16 protein-coding genes are annotated in these 17659 nt (G+C 51.9%); all 16 read right to left on the bottom strand.

Annotated features, from left to right (window positions below; all coding sequences use genetic code 11):
* Positions 1-7: 7 nt before the first annotated feature.
* The 16 genes from ACIKP9_RS00245 to ACIKP9_RS00170 all read right to left on the bottom strand — a co-directional run bounded on the left by ACIKP9_RS00245 (position 8) and on the right by ACIKP9_RS00170 (position 17659).
* Positions 8-1807 carry a methanol/ethanol family PQQ-dependent dehydrogenase gene (locus ACIKP9_RS00245; protein ID WP_400877720.1) on the bottom strand — a complete coding sequence of 600 codons (1800 nt, stop codon included), beginning with the start codon at positions 1805-1807 and terminating at the stop codon, positions 8-10.
* A 355-nt stretch (positions 1808-2162) separates the two neighbouring features.
* Positions 2163-2993: an SDR family oxidoreductase gene (locus ACIKP9_RS00240; protein ID WP_400877718.1), complete on the bottom strand. Its 831-nt coding sequence runs from the start codon at positions 2991-2993 to the stop codon at positions 2163-2165.
* A 2-nt stretch (positions 2994-2995) separates the two neighbouring features.
* Positions 2996-3574 carry an NUDIX domain-containing protein gene (locus tag ACIKP9_RS00235; RefSeq protein ID WP_400877715.1) on the bottom strand — a complete coding sequence of 193 codons (579 nt, stop codon included), beginning with the start codon at positions 3572-3574 and terminating at the stop codon, positions 2996-2998.
* A gap of 23 nt (positions 3575-3597) precedes the next feature.
* Positions 3598-3891 carry a DUF2818 family protein gene (locus ACIKP9_RS00230; RefSeq protein WP_400877713.1) on the bottom strand — a complete coding sequence of 98 codons (294 nt, stop codon included), beginning with the start codon at positions 3889-3891 and terminating at the stop codon, positions 3598-3600.
* 42 nt (positions 3892-3933) lie between these two features.
* Positions 3934-5382 (bottom strand): NADH-quinone oxidoreductase subunit NuoN, encoded by a 1449-nt coding sequence (gene nuoN / locus ACIKP9_RS00225; RefSeq protein WP_400877710.1) that lies wholly within the window; start codon positions 5380-5382, stop codon positions 3934-3936.
* Between the two features lie 21 nt (positions 5383-5403).
* Positions 5404-6891, bottom strand: coding sequence for an NADH-quinone oxidoreductase subunit M (locus tag ACIKP9_RS00220; protein ID WP_400877708.1), 1488 nt, complete (start codon positions 6889-6891; stop codon positions 5404-5406).
* A 6-nt stretch (positions 6892-6897) separates the two neighbouring features.
* Complete coding sequence (gene nuoL / locus ACIKP9_RS00215) at positions 6898-8952, bottom strand: NADH-quinone oxidoreductase subunit L (RefSeq protein WP_400877705.1); 2055 nt, start codon at positions 8950-8952, stop codon at positions 6898-6900.
* A gap of 56 nt (positions 8953-9008) precedes the next feature.
* The gene (gene nuoK, locus ACIKP9_RS00210; protein WP_011480272.1) at positions 9009-9317 is read right to left on the bottom strand and encodes an NADH-quinone oxidoreductase subunit NuoK; all 309 of its coding nucleotides are present in this window, start codon (positions 9315-9317) and stop codon (positions 9009-9011) included.
* Between the two features lie 13 nt (positions 9318-9330).
* Positions 9331-9969 carry an NADH-quinone oxidoreductase subunit J gene (locus ACIKP9_RS00205; RefSeq protein WP_400877702.1) on the bottom strand — a complete coding sequence of 213 codons (639 nt, stop codon included), beginning with the start codon at positions 9967-9969 and terminating at the stop codon, positions 9331-9333.
* Positions 9970-10053: 84 nt separating this feature from the next.
* The gene (gene nuoI / locus ACIKP9_RS00200; RefSeq protein ID WP_400877699.1) at positions 10054-10545 is read right to left on the bottom strand and encodes an NADH-quinone oxidoreductase subunit NuoI; all 492 of its coding nucleotides are present in this window, start codon (positions 10543-10545) and stop codon (positions 10054-10056) included.
* 41 nt (positions 10546-10586) lie between these two features.
* Entirely contained in the window at positions 10587-11606 is a 1020-nt protein-coding gene (gene nuoH / locus ACIKP9_RS00195) for an NADH-quinone oxidoreductase subunit NuoH (RefSeq protein WP_230346663.1), read from the bottom strand.
* On the bottom strand, positions 11603-14029 hold the full coding sequence (gene nuoG / locus ACIKP9_RS00190) for an NADH-quinone oxidoreductase subunit NuoG (RefSeq protein ID WP_400877695.1): 2427 nt from the start codon (positions 14027-14029) through the stop codon (positions 11603-11605). The genes nuoH and nuoG overlap by 4 nt, the downstream gene beginning before the upstream one ends.
* Positions 14022-15347 (bottom strand): NADH-quinone oxidoreductase subunit NuoF, encoded by a 1326-nt coding sequence (nuoF, locus tag ACIKP9_RS00185; RefSeq protein ID WP_400877692.1) that lies wholly within the window; start codon positions 15345-15347, stop codon positions 14022-14024. Before nuoF ends, nuoG begins: the two co-directional genes overlap by 8 nt.
* Positions 15344-15823, bottom strand: coding sequence for an NADH-quinone oxidoreductase subunit NuoE (gene nuoE / locus ACIKP9_RS00180; protein WP_230346660.1), 480 nt, complete (start codon positions 15821-15823; stop codon positions 15344-15346). Before nuoE ends, nuoF begins: the two co-directional genes overlap by 4 nt.
* Positions 15820-17073 (bottom strand): NADH-quinone oxidoreductase subunit D, encoded by a 1254-nt coding sequence (locus ACIKP9_RS00175; RefSeq protein WP_400877689.1) that lies wholly within the window; start codon positions 17071-17073, stop codon positions 15820-15822. The genes nuoE and ACIKP9_RS00175 overlap by 4 nt, the downstream gene beginning before the upstream one ends.
* Positions 17066-17659, bottom strand: a complete 594-nt coding sequence (locus tag ACIKP9_RS00170) for an NADH-quinone oxidoreductase subunit C (RefSeq protein ID WP_400877686.1) — start codon at positions 17657-17659, stop codon at positions 17066-17068. Before ACIKP9_RS00170 ends, ACIKP9_RS00175 begins: the two co-directional genes overlap by 8 nt.

The raw sequence follows: 17659 nt of genomic DNA, 5'->3' as shown, positions 1-17659 counted from the left end.
TACTAACTTACAGGCTGAACACCATCAGGCCACCGCCCATTTGTGTGTGGTTCTGCAGTTCCTTGAAGGCACCTACAGCACCCAGACCAGCGCTAGGATCGGTCAGGTCAAATACCAGACCAACACCAGGCCAACCGCCCACACCGTACATGGAACCGATGTATTGCTTACCCTTGAACTGGTAGGTCATAGGAGCACCGATACCACCAGATGGCATCTTGAACTTCCACAATTCCTTACCATTGTCCTTGTCCAGGGCCTTGATATGACCGTCAAGTGTGTTGTAAGCAACGAGACCGCCCTTGGTAGCCAAAGTACCGCCCCAAACTGCAAACTTCTCCCACTTAGTCCACTTGTACTTACCAGTCACGATGTCCATGGCACGTACTTGACCCATTTCCTTCTTGGTTGGGCCGCTAGGTCCAGGGTACATAGCCAGTGTTGCACCTACGAAGAACTGACCAGCACGGTATGGCAGCATGAACGGCTCCCAATCCATACAAATGTGGTTCAGACCTGCGTAAACGATTGGCTCGTCAAGATCCAATGCATCCAGACCTTGGTTGTGGAAGCCCATCGCGGAAGGACATACGTTGGTGCTCTTGTGGTCCATACGTGTACTGAACTCTGGATCACGTACTGGAGTACCTGTCTTGAGGTCAACCTTCTTGAACACGTTCACTGCTGGATCAACCTTAGCAGCTTGTACCAAGTTACCGTTGTCACGGTTCAGTGTGTACATAATGCCGTTACGGTCAATGTGAGTCAGCAGAGGAGTTACCTTGCCGTCAACCTTGTGATCGGAAAGGATCATTTGGTTAACACCAGCAAAGTCCCACTCATCGTGAGGAGTCTTTTGGTAGCCCCACTTGGCTTCGCCTGTATCCAGGTCACGAGCCCAGATAGTCATGGTCCACTTGTTGTCGCCAGGACGCATGGTTTCGTTCCATGGTGCTGGGTTACCAGAACCGTAGTAGAACAGGTTCAGCTTAGGATCGTAAGCGTACCAACCCCAGTTAGTACCGCCACCGATTTTCCATGCATCGCCTTCCCAGGTCTTCAGACCCAGGCCGAATTGACCGTAGTGTGGATTGTCGCTATTGAAGTTCTTAGCCAGCTTCACTTCTTCGTCAGGACCAGTTGCAAAAGCACGCCATTGCAGTTCACCAGTCTTCAGGTTGAAGGAGTTAACTGCACCACGAACACCCAGCTCAGCACCAGAACAGCCAACCAGAACTGTGTTCTTAGCGATGAATGGAGCCTGAGTCAGTGTTGCACCAACCTTAGGATCACATACTTCAATTTCCCATACGATCTTGCCGGACTTAGCATCAAGGGCAACCAACTTGCCATCAAGCTGAGTCTTCACGATCTTGCCGTCACCATAAGCCAAGCCACGGTTAACGATGTCGCAACATGCAACAGCTTTAACAGAAGCAACTTGCTTAGGCTTGTGCTGCCAAGCGATCACGCCTGGATCATTCAGGTTCACAGCAAAAGTGTTGTTTGGGAATGCACTGTGGATGTACATCATGTCGCCAATAACCAGAGGCGCGCCTTCATGACCGTGCAATACGCCGGTGGAGAAAGACCAAGCTGCCTTCAGGTTCTTGACGTTGCCTTTGTTGATTTGGCTCAATGTGCTATTGTGCTGACCAGTAAAGTTACCGGTTTGCAAGGCCCAGTTGTCTGCATTCTTTGTCAGATTTTGCAGATCTTGGTTTGCCTGAGCACCTTGCATCGTCGCAAGTACCAGCAAGCTGCTAACTGCAGCGCTGATACCGACGTGGGTTACTCTGCCTTTCATATACTTCTCCTCATTCTGGTTTGATTACAAACTCCCTGCCGATCGGTTGTTACTCGGCAGAAACAATTTTTAACAATTTGTAACAACTGCGACAGATGAAAGATTCCCGATTAAAAAGGAAAGTGTTCACACTTACGTTGTGACACCGTATCGCCGGAAAGCATGATGCTTGCAAGAAGTCTGACTAAACTGACTTAGCTATTGCGCGTAAATAGTTGTTGAGACATAGCTATATTTGAAATCCAACATCGGGAAAATCACCCAACCCGACTAAGGATTTTGTTGAGACGGCCGTAAAAGCAAAAACGCCACAAGGAAATCCTTGTGGCGTTTTCAGTGGCATGTAGAGCAATACTTAATCCATGGCATCAAGTAATGATTTATACCCGGCAATGTAATCAAGGTAGATAAACTGATATCCGCTTGCGAGCATACGCTGGTTACTCAAGCGCTTGTTACCTTGCACAGGAGGCATCTCCCTACCGGCATAATCAACGCCTTGCTCATCAGCAAGCCATCGCAATAGATTGTGCACGGGCAATGGCTGATGATCAGTCACCACATAAAGGGGATCTAGTTGGAGATTTTGCCGCTGTTGAATCAGGTAGCTTATAAATGCCGCGCCATCATCACGATGAATACGGTTGGTCCAGCCATTTTTTTCCGGCCACTGTTCAGGCGTTTGCGCTAAGGTCAGCATACGTCTGCGTCCTGGGCCATAAATTCCTGAAAACCTCAGGATAGTGGATGGATATCCATCCAGTAAAGCCTCAGCCTCCAGCATGCGCCTACCACTGAAATGCGTAGCAATAGCAGGTGAACCTTCATCCAGCCACTCGTCTGTTTCCTGCCCGTAAACGCCAGTGCTGGAAACAAAAAATACATGCTGCAATGATGCTTCATTCAGCACGGATAAGACATTGCGTAAACCTTCAACATAGCTTAGGCGATAACTTTCATCGCTATGCTCGCTGGCAGCTACGCAATACACCAGGATTTCTGGCTGGATATTGACAATCTCTGTCAGCGTCTGTGGTTGAGTGACATCAGCCAGTAAGGTTTGCACTCCCTCGGGCATGGATTGGGCCGAACGCCGCAAGCCAGTGACAGCATGTCCCTCAGCCACCAAGCGCCTAGCCAACTCCAGGCCCAGATCGCCGCACCCCGCAATCAGCACCCGACTCATCACTATGCTTCCATCGGCCATGCACCGCTCAGGAATTTCTCAGCATGAAACAACGCCACCATAGTCTTGCCATCCGTCAACTCACCACGCCTGATCATCTGCATGCACTCTTCCAAGCTGGCCTCAAACAACTGCAAAGCCTCGTCTATATCCCGATTATGCTGTCCTGCAGATAAGCCACGCGCAAGGTAGATGTAAATCACCTCATTGGAATAACCAATACAAGGATGCTGCAAGCCCAGATAAATCCACTCTGCCGCTGTATATCCCGTTTCCTCAAGCAATTCGCGCTGACCAGTCGCCAGATGAGGCTCTCCCGCATCAATCTTGCCTGCGGGCAACTCGATGAACACGCGCGATAACGGGTAACGGAACTGCCGCTCTAACAACAGGTTGCCATTATCCAGTACAGGAATCACCACCACTGCACCGGGGTGAATGACATACTCGCGCTGACTGGTGGCGCCAGATGGGACACGCACTTGGTCACGCTTGACCAGCAACATGCCACCTTCGGCAATCGTTTCGGAAGACAAGGTGACCTCAGCGAGATCCTGATCGTTATAGGGAGAATGACTCATGGATGAACTTTAGGTGACTGGCGCTATGCCTTGCGCCAGAGATAACGGTAAACAAACCCAGGGAATGCAAACACCACGAACAAGCTGAAGGTAATGGCATAAAACTCCCAGCGCTGTGGCGCAATCTGCCCAACACTACCCTTCTCGACCATCATGGCAATCGCGCCAACAGCAAAATAAAGCACGATCAATTCCAGCAGGCTCCAGCCGATGGCCTTGGGCTGGCTTTTCAATGGGATGATATAAAACAAGCGCTCGGAAAACCAAGGCAGGTTGGCTGCAAGCAATGCCAGCAGCAACAAGATCGTAATAGTCATGAAGTAAGCTACACCTCAGGGCAACACACTGCCCTGACCTGATTATTGAATGCTATGGATAATGGCATACGCGCAAGCATCCATCAGACGCTGCGGCAACATGCCGAGTACAAGTAAAGCAATAGCATTAATACTCAAGACCAGCTTCATGTCAATTGGTGCCGCAATCTCACTGTGATCATCCGGCTCGTCGAAGTACACATATTTCACGACACGCAGGTAATAGAAAGCACCAATCAGCGCCATGATCACGGCAAATACTACCAGAACGGTAAAGCCTGCCTGCAACGCAGCCTGCAGCACAGTGAACTTGGCGTAGAAGCCCAAGGTCGGGGGAATACCCGCCATGGAAAACATCACCAGCAACACCAGGAATGCATACCAAGGGTTACGCTGGTTCAGCCCCTTAAGATCTTCCAACTTATCCGCCTCAAATCCCTGGCGGCTCAGCAACAGGATGATGCCGAAACCTGCCAATGTCATGAGCACATACGACAGGATATAGAAAGTCGCGGAGGCATAGCCATTGAGGCTGGCACTGAGAAAACCAAGCAACAGAAAGCCGATATGAGAAATGGTGGAATAAGCCAGCATGCGCTTGATATTGGTCTGGGCGATCGCAGCAATATTGCCGATCACCATCGACAACACTGCCATGATGATGAGCATGCCCTGCCAATCTGCAGCGAGTACAAACATTGCTTGGATCAGCAAGCGCACGACCATGGCAAAAGCGGCAATCTTGGTAGCCGAGCCGATAAATAGCGTCACTGCAGTGGGCGAACCATGATAGACATCGGGCACCCACATCTGGAACGGCGCTGCCCCCAGCTTGAAAGCAAGCCCAGCGACAATAAATACCAAGCCCAGCACTAGCACGCCATGATCTGGCGCACCATTCATCAAAGATTCTGCGACCTCTGACACATTCAGGCTACCAGTCACGCCATACAGCATGGACATACCGTACAACAACATGCCAGAAGCCAACGCACCCAGCACAAAATACTTCATCGCCGCTTCAGTTGAGCTAGCATTGTCCCTATCCAGAGCGACCAGGGCATAAAGAGATAAGGAAAGTAATTCAAGGCCGATATAGAGCGTAAGGAAGTGCTGCCCCGAGACCATGATCATCATGCCAAGCGTGGAGAAAAGCACCAAGGCATAGAACTCACCGCGGAACATACCACGCAATGTGATATAGCTACGTGTATAGATCAACGTCACCGACGTTGCCAAATAGATACCCAGCTTCAGAATATCCGCCAAGGCATCATCCACAAACATGCCATTGAAGGCATACTCTATGACCGTGGAATGCGTGAGCAGGGTAATGCTGGCGGCAGCCACCAGGGTCAACTGGGACAACACATAGATCAAGAAGCGGCTAGAGGGCTTAAGAAAAAGGTCCAGCAGCAGGATCAGCATCGCCATCGTTAGCACGACGATTTCCGGTAATGCTGTCATCAGGTCAAAAGATATGGCATTCATGTCGGTATATTCTCGTCGCGATTACAGTGGCGGCAGCTTGCTCAGCGCCATATGCTCAAGCAACTGGTTGACGGTTGCGTGGGTCACTTCGGTAATGGGCTGGGGATAAAGACCAAAACCCAAGACTAGGATAGCCAGCAGACCCAGGATAAAAAACTCTCGTCGATTGATGTCTTTCAAGGCTGCCACCTGTGGATTGGCAATCTCGCCGTAATAAACGCGCTTGATCATCCACAAGGTATAAGCCGCGCCAAATATCAGCGTAGTGGCTGCAAGGAAGGCATACCAGAAATTGACTTGCACTGTCCCCAGAATCACCATGAACTCACCGACGAAACCGGATGTACCAGGCAAGCCAGCATTGGCCATGGCAAACAACACCGCAAACGCTGTAAATACCGGCATGGTGTTGACTACACCACCGTAATCTGCGATCTGACGTGAGTGCATGCGGTCATACAAAACGCCCACCGAGAGGAACATGGCGGAAGAAATAAACCCGTGCGAAATCATTTGCACGATCGCTCCTTCCAGGCCCAGCGGGTTGAATAGGAAAAAGCCCAGGGTGACGAAGCCCATATGCGAGATGGACGAATAAGCAATCAGCTTCTTCATATCCTTCTGCACCAGCGCCACTAGCGCGATATACACCACGGCGATCAATGACAGGGTGATCATGAAGCCTGCCAGGTAATGCGAAGCGTCAGGGGCAATCGGCATGGCGAAACGCAGGAAGCTATAACCTCCGAGCTTGAGAGCAATTGCCGCCAGCACAACAGACCCCCCTGTCGGCGCCTCAACGTGTGCATCCGGCAACCAAGTATGTACAGGCCACATCGGAATCTTGACGGCAAAAGCCATGAAAAAGGCGATAAATATCCATATCTGCACGTCCAAGGCCAACGGCATACGGTAATACTCGGCAATATCAAAACTGCCGCTCTGATGATAGAGATAGATAAACGCCACCAGCATCAGCAATGAGCCAAGCAGGGTATAGAGGAAGAACTTAATCGTGGCATAGACCCGGTTAGGCCCACCCCAAATGCCGATCACCAAGAACATGGGGATCAACATGGCCTCCCAGAAAATATAGTAGAGAATGGCATCCAGGGCCGAAAACACGCCTATCATGATGCCAGACATGATGAGGAAAGCTGCCATGTATTGTGCAACGCGCTTCTCAATCACTTCCCAGCCCGCGATGACGACAATAAACGTCGTGAAACTGGTCAGCAGGATCAAAGGCACCGCAATCCCGTCAACACCCAGGTGGTATTGGATATTGAAGGCAGGAATCCACTGCAAGCGCTCGACGAACTGAAAGCCGCCATATTGCGTATCAAATCCCAGATAAAGCGGCACAGTCACTGCAAAGCCGGCAATGCTGCCGACTAGGGCAAGCCAGCGCGCAGCGTTGGCATTCTTATCCCCGCCAGTGAATAGTACGATCACGCCCGCCAGGATAGGCACCCAGATAGACAGGCTTAACAATGGTAAGTCATTCATAGCTTGTTATATTTTCATGAAGACAGTGAGCAGGAGGAAAACGCCGATAATCATGGCAAAGGCGTAGTGGTACACCAAGCCAGTCTGCAAGCGTCTGACCAGGCCTGCAATGCAACCCACCAGGCGAGCAGATCCATTTACCAACAGACCATCGATCAACTTCACATCACCGATCTGCCAGAGCTTGCCTCCCAAGAAGCGTGAGCCAGCAGCAAAGAACTTCTCATTGAAGCTGTCAAAACCATACTTATTGTCCAAAATACGGTAGAGCCACCCGGATCTCGCCTTGATGGCGGCCGGAATATCCGGGCGCTTCATGTAGAAGAACCAGGCCAATGCCACGCCAGATGCCGCAAGGATAAATGGCAACGAAGTCAGGCCATGCAATGCCATCGCCCCTGCACCATGGAAGTGATGGGCTAGCTCGTGCATAGCACCGTGTTGCTGGTGATCGACATGGATAACGTCCTTGAAGTAATCACCAAAGACCATCACATCAATCGCGACATAACCGATCAGCACTGAAGGGATTGCCAACAAGATCAAAGGCAATGTCACGACCCAGGGTGACTCATGTGGCTTGTCGTTCGGCCCCAGTCCATGATGATGTTCATCATGGTCGTCCGCATGCGCATCATCGTGTGTATGCTGATGCTGCTCATGCTCCTGATGATGTGCCTGGTGACCATCATGCTGCATCCACTTTTCCTTGCCATGAAATACAAGGAAATACATACGGAAGGAATAGAAAGCCGTGACAAACACGCCTGCCAGCACAGCAAAATAAGCAAAACCACTCCCGGGGATATGAGAGAAAGCGACTGCCTCGATGATGGAGTCCTTGGAGTAGAAGCCGCTGAACCATGGCGTACCGATCAAGGCTAAAGACCCAATCAGCGAAGTGATCCAGGTGATAGGCATGTATTTGCGCAAGCCACCCATGTTGCGCATGTCCTGGTCATGATGCATGCCCATGATGACAGAGCCGGCACCGAGGAACAGCAGTGCCTTGAAGAAGGCATGCGTCATCAAGTGAAAAATGGCCACCGAATACGCGGAAACACCCAAGGCCACTGTCATGTAACCAAGCTGCGACAAAGTGGAATACGCGACCACGCGTTTGATGTCATGCTGAATGATGCCGAGAAAACCCATAAACAAGGCCGTGATTGCACCAATCACCAGCACAAAAGACAAAGCGGTCGTTGATAGCTCATATAAGGGCGACATACGCGCTACCATGAAGATACCAGCTGTCACCATCGTCGCAGCGTGGATCAATGCAGAGATCGGCGTTGGGCCTTCCATCGAGTCTGGCAGCCATACATGCAAGGGCACTTGAGCTGACTTACCCATTGCCCCGATAAACAGCAAAATGCAAATCACCGTCATCAATGACCACGCATGCCCCGGAATCAGCTCCACCGTGGTATCGGCAAATTGCGGTGCCATCGAAAACACGGCTGCATAATCCAGGCTACCCAGGTAGTACAACACCATGCCGATACCAAGCAGGAAGCCAAAGTCTCCAACCCGGTTGACAAGAAAGGCCTTGAGGTTGGCATAAATAGCGGTTGGCCGTTTGTACCAGAAGCCAATCAACAAATAGGACACCAAGCCCACTGCTTCCCAGCCAAAGAAAAGCTGCATGAAGTTATTGCTCATCACCAGCATCAGCATCGAGAAGGTGAATAAAGAGATATAACTAAAGAAACGGCTGTAGCCGGGGTCTTCCGCCATGTAGCCAATCGTGTAGATATGCACCATCAATGAGACAAACGTCACTACCACCATCATGGTGGCCGTCAGGCGATCAACCAGGAAACCTACTTCAAAAACATGCCCGCCACTGGTGAGCCATGTATATACCGAGCCATTGAACACATTACCGTGCAATGCATCCATAAACACGCAAACAGACAATGCAAATGAAGCAGCGACACCGGCTATCGTGAGCCAATGTGCAGAAGCTCTGGGCAACTGGCGACCAAACAGGCCGACCACGGCAGCCGCAAATAATGGCAGCAGTGGAATCCAGATATAAAGGCTTTGTACCGTCATGCCCATACTCCAGACATCAACAACACAGGCCAACTGAACACTCGCAATTGCATGGTTTATCCTTTCAGGCTGCCAATATCATCGACATTGATGGTGCGCAAATTGCGGAACAGCAAGACGAGAATCGCCAAGCCAATCGCAGATTCGGCCGCAGCCACAGTCAGGATGAAGAAGACGAAAATTTGCCCGGCAATATCATTCAGGTAATGCGAGAAGGCAATGAAGTTCATGTTAACGGCTAGCAACATCAATTCGATTGCCATCAGCAATACAATCACGTTCTTGCGGTTGAGGAAGATGCCAATCACGCTGATCGCAAACAATATCGATCCCAGGATCAGGTAGTGAGAAAGTCCTACACTCATTGATTCATCCCCATCATTTATTTTCAATCACAGGTTCGGAAGCCACGATCACTTCCTTTTCTGCTGGCATGCTGACGATACGCACACGGTCTGCGCGCTTGACCTTGACCTGCTGGGCTGGGTCCATGAATTTTGAATCCTTGCGATCCCGCAATGTCAGTGCAATCGCCGCCACAATCGCGACCAGGAGCACCACCGAGGCCAATTCAAATGGCAACAGGTAATCGGTATATAGCTGCCGCCCTATCTCGGCAGTATTGCTGTAGCCCGCTGGCTTGGGCGCCGGCGCTGTCAACATGTCTGCACTGAAATGCTTGCTACCCAGTATCATCACCATTTCGGCAGCCATCAGCAGACCAACCGGCAAGGCAACGGGTAAGGCATTCCAGAACCCTTCACGCAGTTTGTCGAGATTGATGTCCAGCATCATCACGACAAACAGGAACAGCACCATCACCGCCCCGACATACACCAGCACCAAGGCAATGGCGAGGAACTCGGCTTCCAGCAGCAACCAGATACCTGCCGCAGTAAAAAAAGCCAATACCAGGAACAACGCAGCATGTACCGGGTTGCGTGCCGTGATAACGCGCAGGCCTGCAAACAACAGGATGGCAGCTAGGGCATAAAAAACATAATCCTGGAATATCATGGTGATCTCCTATGTGGATACCAGCGCAGTCGATTACGCTATATCCATCACTCCTCCTCGTAGCTTTTTATAATTGATTCACTTCTAGCGATACCGTGCATCCACCGCACGATCGGCGGCTATCTGCTCTTCGTGCTTATCACCCACCGCGAGCAACATGGGTTTGGTGTACAACAAATCTCCACGCTGCTCGCCGTGATAATCAAAAATCCGCGTCTCAACAATCGAATCAACAGGACAGGATTCTTCGCAAAACCCGCAGAAAATGCACTTGGTCAGATCAATGTCATAACGTGTGGTACGGCGAGTATTATCTTCGCGCTGCTCGGACTCAATCGTGATCGCCATCGCTGGGCATACAGCTTCGCATAATTTGCAGGCAATACAACGCTCTTCGCCATTGGGATAGCGACGTAGCGCATGCAAACCACGGAATCGAGGACTAATCGGCGTGCGCTCTTCGGGAAACTGCACGGTGATTTTGCGGGCAAAGAAATAGCGCCCAGTCAAGGCCATCCCCTTGACCAGCTCAAGCAGCATAAAGCTTGCGAATAACTCTTTTATCTTAGTAATCATCTAATTTCTCAATAAAATCGTTTTTCAAGTCAGCCTATTACTCAATGGAACAAATATGCCCAAGGAGTCTGCATCATCGCGCCAACGAATAATATCCAGACCAGCGTGACAGGAATAAACACCTTCCAGCCCAGGCGCATGATCTGGTCATAACGGTAGCGCGGGAAGGTGGCACGGAACCAGAGAAAGAAGAACAGCAAGGCGGCGACCTTCAACAGCAGCCACAAGATACTGTCTGGCAGGAAAGGCACTGGAGATAGCCAGCCGCCAAGGAACATCAACGCAGCCAGCATCGCCACCAAGATCATATTGGCATATTCCGCGAGGAAGAACACAGCAAAGGCCATGCCGGAATACTCCACATGGAAGCCTGCCACGATTTCTGACTCACCTTCGGCTACGTCAAATGGCGCACGGTTAGTCTCAGCCACCGCGCTGATGAAATACACAATAAACAAGGGAAACAGCGGTAACCAGTACCATTGCCAGAAGCCACCAGACTGAGCAAGCACGATCTTGCCCAAATTGAGGCTGTTGGCAGACATCAATACGCCGACCAAGGCAAAGCCCATGGCGATTTCATAAGAGACAATCTGCGCAGCGGAACGCAACGACCCAAGGAAAGCATATTTGGAGTTGGAAGCCCAACCCGCGATAATCACGCCATACACGGCAACGGAAGTCATCGCCAAGATATAAAGCAGGCCAGCATCAATATCTGCAAGCACCAGCGTCAGGTCAAACGGCACAACTGCCCACGCCGCCAGCGCAGGCGCAATCGCCAGCACCGGGCCTAGCAGGAACAAGGTACGGTTTGCCGCACTGGGGATAATGATTTCCTTCATCAGCAGCTTGAGTCCGTCGGCCAAGGGCTGCAACAGGCCGCGATACCCAACACGGTTAGGCCCCAGGCGCACCTGCATAAAGCCGATTACCTTGCGCTCAGCCAATGTCAGGTAAGCCACCGCGCCCATCAAGGGCAGAACGATCGCGATAATCTTAAGCAGCGTCCAGACTACCGTCCACAGCGGGCCTAACAAGGTTTGCACTTGCTCTATCATGCCACCACCTCATCCATAGGCTGCTCGGCAGGAATACGCTCTACCGTGATCTCGCCCAGCAAATCGCCCAAACCCGCGGTTTGCGGCAAAGCCCCCGGGATGCGTACACAGCCATGTGGCACACGGATATCCGCATGTGCCTCCAGCACAGCACTGCCTTCGCCCTGCTTGACGAGGATACGCTCACCATCCTGGATGCCCAACTTCTGCATCTGTTCAGGATGTAAGGCTGCCAGTACCGCTTTCACAACCTGCCGCGTTTTCTGTAACGGTGTTGATCGACGAACAATCGCATCGGATTGAAACTGGGGAATCTCCCCCACACGCTGTAAATCGCTATCCAGCTTGACCTTGATCTCGACATCGATCAGCTCACGCAGATTATTGTTCAATGTGCGCCAAACCACGGTTGATGGTTTCTCGCCCCCAAAAATTTCATTCTTGACCTGCTCGGTACTGTCATAGTCGAAATGGCTAACACCGGCTAGATTGCCTAGTACGCGCAATACCTTCCAGCCTGGTCGCGCTTCGCCCAATGCCTTGGTCACGGCAGTGAAGCTCTGAACACGCCCTTCCATGCTCATGAAAGTACCCGAAGTCTCGGTGAAAGGTGCGATCGGCAACATGATATCGGCATCGCGTTCCAATGCCTCTGACTTGTATGCCGTCAACGCTACAACGCATTCGGCCTGCTGCATCGCGTTGGTTGCCAGACTTGGATTATGGCAATCCAGCTCAGGCTCCACATTCATCAGCAAATACGCCTTGCGTGGCGACTCCAGCATGGTGCGGGCATTCAAGCCACCCGCCTTGGGCATCGCTCCAACCAGATTCGCACCAACGCTGTTGGCACCAGCACTCAATACGCCGAAAGTCGCGCCACAAAGAGAGGAAATCGCCTCGGCCAGACTGAATATTTCGGTGTAGCGCGGGTGATGCTGGGAAATATTGCCGAGGAATACAGCAGAACGGGGGCTAATCAAGTCCATGGTTTCGCCATGACCCGTCAGGCTAAGGGCAATAGCCTTGCTGTTATCCCACACCTTCACGCCTTCCAGCAACTCACTCAGCGATTTGGGCAGACATAAGGAAAGCCGCTCCATGCCAGACACCGCCTTGAGTATCTGCGATAGCACATTCACCATGTCGTTCGGCGAACAAATAGCCTTGTGCTTGATCGGGATCAACGGGTCGTCATCCAGCGGATTCACCACGGAAAGCTCCGCGCCATTCGCAACCGCACGGCGGATGCGCTGGGCCAGCAAGGGATGTTCATTGCGCAGGTTGCCACCGATCACCAGGATGCGGTCCATTTCCTGCACATCAGGGATATTGCAGCCCATCCAGATCACGCCCAGGCGCTTGCCGTCATGACGGAAGTCGGTATGGCGCAAACGGTAATCGACGTTATCGGAGCCCAGACCATGCGCAAACTTGGTCGCAAGGTAAGCCTCTTCCATAGTGCTATTGGGGGAGACCAGCACGCCAAGCGCGTCGCCACCCTCGCTATTCACGATATCCTTGATCTGGCCTGCGGCTAGCTCCAGTGCAGTTTTCCAGTCAGTCTCGTGCCAGGTGCCATTATGCTTGACCATGGGCACCTTGAGCCGATCCGGACTATTCAAGCCATCATAGGAGAAACGATCCCGGTCAGAAAGCCAGCACTCATTGATGGTTTCCTTTTCGCGCGGCAAGACGCGCAGCACCTTGCCATCCTTGATATGCACCTCGATATGGGCACCAAGTCCATCATGCGGCGCAATAGAGGGGCGGCGGGTCAACTCCCAGCTGCGCGCAGTGTAGCGGAAAGGCTTGCTGGTCAATGCCCCCACTGGGCATAAATCAATGATGTTGCCGGAAAGCTCCGAATCTACACTTTTGTCGACATAAGCCGTAATTTCCGCATGTTCGCCGCGGTTAATCAGCCCCAGCTCCATCATGCCGCCCACTTCCTTGAGGAAACGCACACAACGCGTGCACTGGATGCAACGCGTCATGTCAGTCGATACCAGTGGGCCAATATTCTTATTGATGACAACGCGTTTTTCTTCGCTGTAGCGTGAGGCTGGAGCACCGTAAGCGACAGCAATATCCTGCAAATCACACTCACCACCCTGATCGCAGATCGGGCAATCCAGCGGGTGATTAATCAGCAAAAACTCCATTACGCTCTGCTGCGCCTCAACAGCTGCCTTGGAGCGTGTAAATATCTTCATGCCATCCGCAACTGGCGTCGCACAAGCCGGCAATGGCTTGGCAAACTTTTCCACCTGCACCAGGCACATGCGGCAGTTGGCCGCTACGGAAAGCTTTTTGTGATAGCAAAAACGCGGAATGGCAATACCAAGCTGATCTGCCGCATCAATGATGGTGGAACCGTGTTCAACCTCGACCTGCTTGCCATCAATCTCGATATTAAGCATAGGCCACCTCTTGCTCTGCCTGAAGCTTTCCAGCCAGGCGATCTTCTACCATGCTGCTTCCATGGCGAATGTAGTATTCAAATTCAGGACGGAAATGCTTGATGAAGCTCAGCACCGGTGTTGCCGCCGCATCGCCCAATGCACAAATGGTACGCCCGGAGATATTGCTGCTAACATCCGTGAGCAAATCCAAGTCTTCAAGCTTGCCTTGCCCATCGACAATACGCTTGATCACGCGGTACAACCAGCCAGTGCCTTCACGGCAGGGCGTACATTGACCGCACGATTCCTCGAAGAAGAAATAGGATAAGCGCTTGAGAGTTTTCACCATGCAGGTGGTTTCATCCATGACTATCATGGAGCCGGCGCCCAGGCTAGAGCCTGCCTTGGAAAGACCATCGTAATCCATGGTCGCTCCAATGATGGCTGAAGCTGGTAAAACGGCAGTTGACGGCCCTCCGGGGATGACGGCTTTCAACTGGCGCCCCTTCCATACACCTCCGGCCAGTGCCAGCAACTCAGTAAAAGGGATACCCATGTTCACTTCATAGTTCCCGGGCTTGTCTACATGACCCGAGATCGAGAAGATTTTGGTTCCCCCTGAGTTAGCGACACCAAGCTCTTGAAAAGCCTGGCCACCGTGCTCCATGATCCATGGTATCGACGTGTATGACTCCGTATTGTTCACATTGGTCGGCTTGCCAAACACGCCGTAGCTGGCAGGAAAAGGCGGCTTGAATCTTGGCTGCCCTTTCTTGCCCTCTATCGACTCGATCAATGCAGTTTCCTCGCCACAGATATAAGCGCCGTAGCCATGCACTGCATAAAGATCGAAACTGAAATCGGTGCCAAACAGGTGCTCTCCGAGATAGCCAGCGGCGCGTGCTTCATCAAGCGCCCTCTCGAATATCTCGTAATCCTGCCAGATTTCACCGTGAATATAGTTGTAACCCACCCGTGCACCCAGGGTATAGGCGGCAATCGCCATCCCTTCGATGAGCTGGTGCGGGTTGTAGCGGATGATGTCCCTGTCCTTGAAGGTTCCAGGCTCGCCTTCATCGGTATTGCACACCAGATACTTGGTGCCATCGAAATAGCGTGGCATGAAGCTCCACTTGAGGCCAGTGGGAAAGCCCGCTCCGCCACGTCCACGCAAGCCAGAAAGCTTGACCTGACTGATCACCTCGGTGGCCTTGACCTTCTCCGTCACCAATCGCTTCAGCTGCGCATACCCACCCAGCTTAAGATAGGTATCCAGCGAGGCGGGGTTATCCTGGCCAACAGTACGCAGGCAAACCAGAGTTTGTGTCGCGCTCATTTATCGAGACCCTCCAGTATCTGGTCTACTTTCTCCGGCGTGAGAAACTCATGCATTTCGCTATTGTTGATATGAAATAACGGCGCCCCACCGCAACATCCCATGCACTCGCCCTCCTTCAGGGTAAAGCGCTCATCGGCAGTAGTCTCGTTAAAACCAATACCAAGACGCTTCTGCAAATGCTCAACAATCTCGGAGGAATCGCGCAGCATGCAGGAAATATTGGTGCACACCGTAATCTTATACTTGCCTACAGGCTCCAACTCGTACATGTTGTAGAAAGTCGCCACCTCCAGCGCAGCAATCGCAGGGATGCCCAAGTAATCAGCCACTTCGCTGATAGTTTCCTTGGAGAGCCAACCTTTTTCAGTCTGTGCAATGCGCAGCGCAGACATCACAGCTGCCTGGCGATGCTCAGGTGGATACTTGGTTAATTCGCGATCAATCTTGGCTAAAGCTTCAGCAGACAAACTCATCGGTCAATTTCTCCGAATACAATATCCTGCGTACCGATAATCGCCACCAGGTCGGCAATCATGTGGCCACGCGTCATCTCATCCAGCGCTGCAAGATGTGCAAACCCAGGTGCGCGAATCTTGAGGCGGTATGGCTTGTTTGCACCATCGGAGACCAGGTAAATGCCAAACTCTCCCTTAGGGTGCTCGACCGCAGCATAAGCCTCGCCAGCGGGGATATGGAACCCTTCGGTGAACAACTTGAAATGATGGATCAGCGCTTCCATATCGTGCTTCATTTCCTCACGCTGTGGCGGCGCTACCTTGGTGTTATCGCTAATGACTGGCCCTGGGTTCTTGCGCAGCCAATCTATACATTGCTTGACGATGCGATTGGATTGGCGGAACTCTTCCATACGCACTAGATAGCGGTCGTAGCAATCACCATTCACGCCGACCGGAATGTCAAAATCCAGCCTGTCATATACTTCATAAGGCTGCTTCTTGCGCAAATCCCAGGCAAAGCCGCTGCCACGCAACATAGGGCCAGTCAGGCCCAGTGCCAATGCTCGCTCTGGCGACACCACACCAATGCCAACGGTACGCTGCTTCCAGATACGGTTATCGGTGAGCAGTGTTTCATACTCATCGACATAAGCCGGGAAGCGGTTAGTGAAATCCTCAATAAAATCCAGCACTGAACCCTGACGGTTCTCATTGAGCTGCTTGACGTCCTCCTTGCTGCGCACCGCAGACTCTTCATACTGCGGCATGCGATCCGGCAGGTCGCGATAAACGCCACCAGGACGGTAATAGGCCGCATGCATACGTGCCCCAGATACCGCTTCGTAGCAATCGAACAAATCTTCGCGTTCACGGAACGCATAAAGAAACACCGTCATCGCCCCCACGTCCAGTGCATGCGCGCCCAGCCACAACAAGTGATTGAGGATACGGGTAATCTCGTCAAACATGACGCGGATATATTGCGCACGCAGAGGCACGTCCAAGCCGAGCAGTTTTTCGATAGCCATGACATAGGCATGCTCGTTCGCCATCATGGACACGTAATCCAGGCGATCCATATAGGGTACGGATTGCAGATAAGTACGGTTTTCAGCGAGCTTTTCCGTGCCTCTATGCAGTAGGCCGATATGCGGATCAGCCCGCTGAATCACCTCACCATCCAACTCCAGCACCAGGCGCAACACACCGTGCGCCGCAGGATGCTGAGGACCGAAGTTCATGGTGTAATTACGGATTTCAGCCATGATGAACGCCCTCTTCGCGGATCACCCTGGGCACATTGTTACGCGGATCTATGCTCACAGGCTGATAAACGACGCGCTGCTGCTCAGGGTCATAGCGCATTTCCACATTGCCTATCATTGGGAAATCCTTGCGGAACGGATGGCCAACAAAACCATAGTCGGTCAGCAGGCGACGTAAATCTGGGTGGCCTTCATACATAATGCCGAACAAATCAAATGACTCGCGCTCGAACCAGTTGGCAACCGGCCAGATATCAACCACTGTCGGCAACACCGGGAAATCATCATCAGAGGCAAACACACGCAGACGTAATCGCTGATTCAAGCTCACGGACAGGACATGATAGACGGTGGCATAGCGTAAACCAGACCAACTACCTTCACCATAATCGGCATAATCCACGCCGCACAAGTCGATCAATTGCTCAAACTTTAACAGCTTATGATCACGCAATAAATTGGCAACCTCCAGCAGGCACGGTGCTTTGCACTCGATAGTCAGCTCACCTACATGTTCCTCCAAACGGACCATGCTCTCGCCAAGGACTTCCTGCAAATGTTGTTTTAATTGTTCCAGACGCGTCAT

Origin of the sequence: Methylobacillus methanolivorans (genome assembly GCF_044751345.1) — a bacterium.
Classification (GTDB): domain Bacteria; phylum Pseudomonadota; class Gammaproteobacteria; order Burkholderiales; family Methylophilaceae; genus Methylobacillus; species Methylobacillus methanolivorans.
The sequence above is the reverse complement of the archived record's forward strand: the minus strand, read 5'-3'. Positions and strand labels throughout refer to the sequence as shown.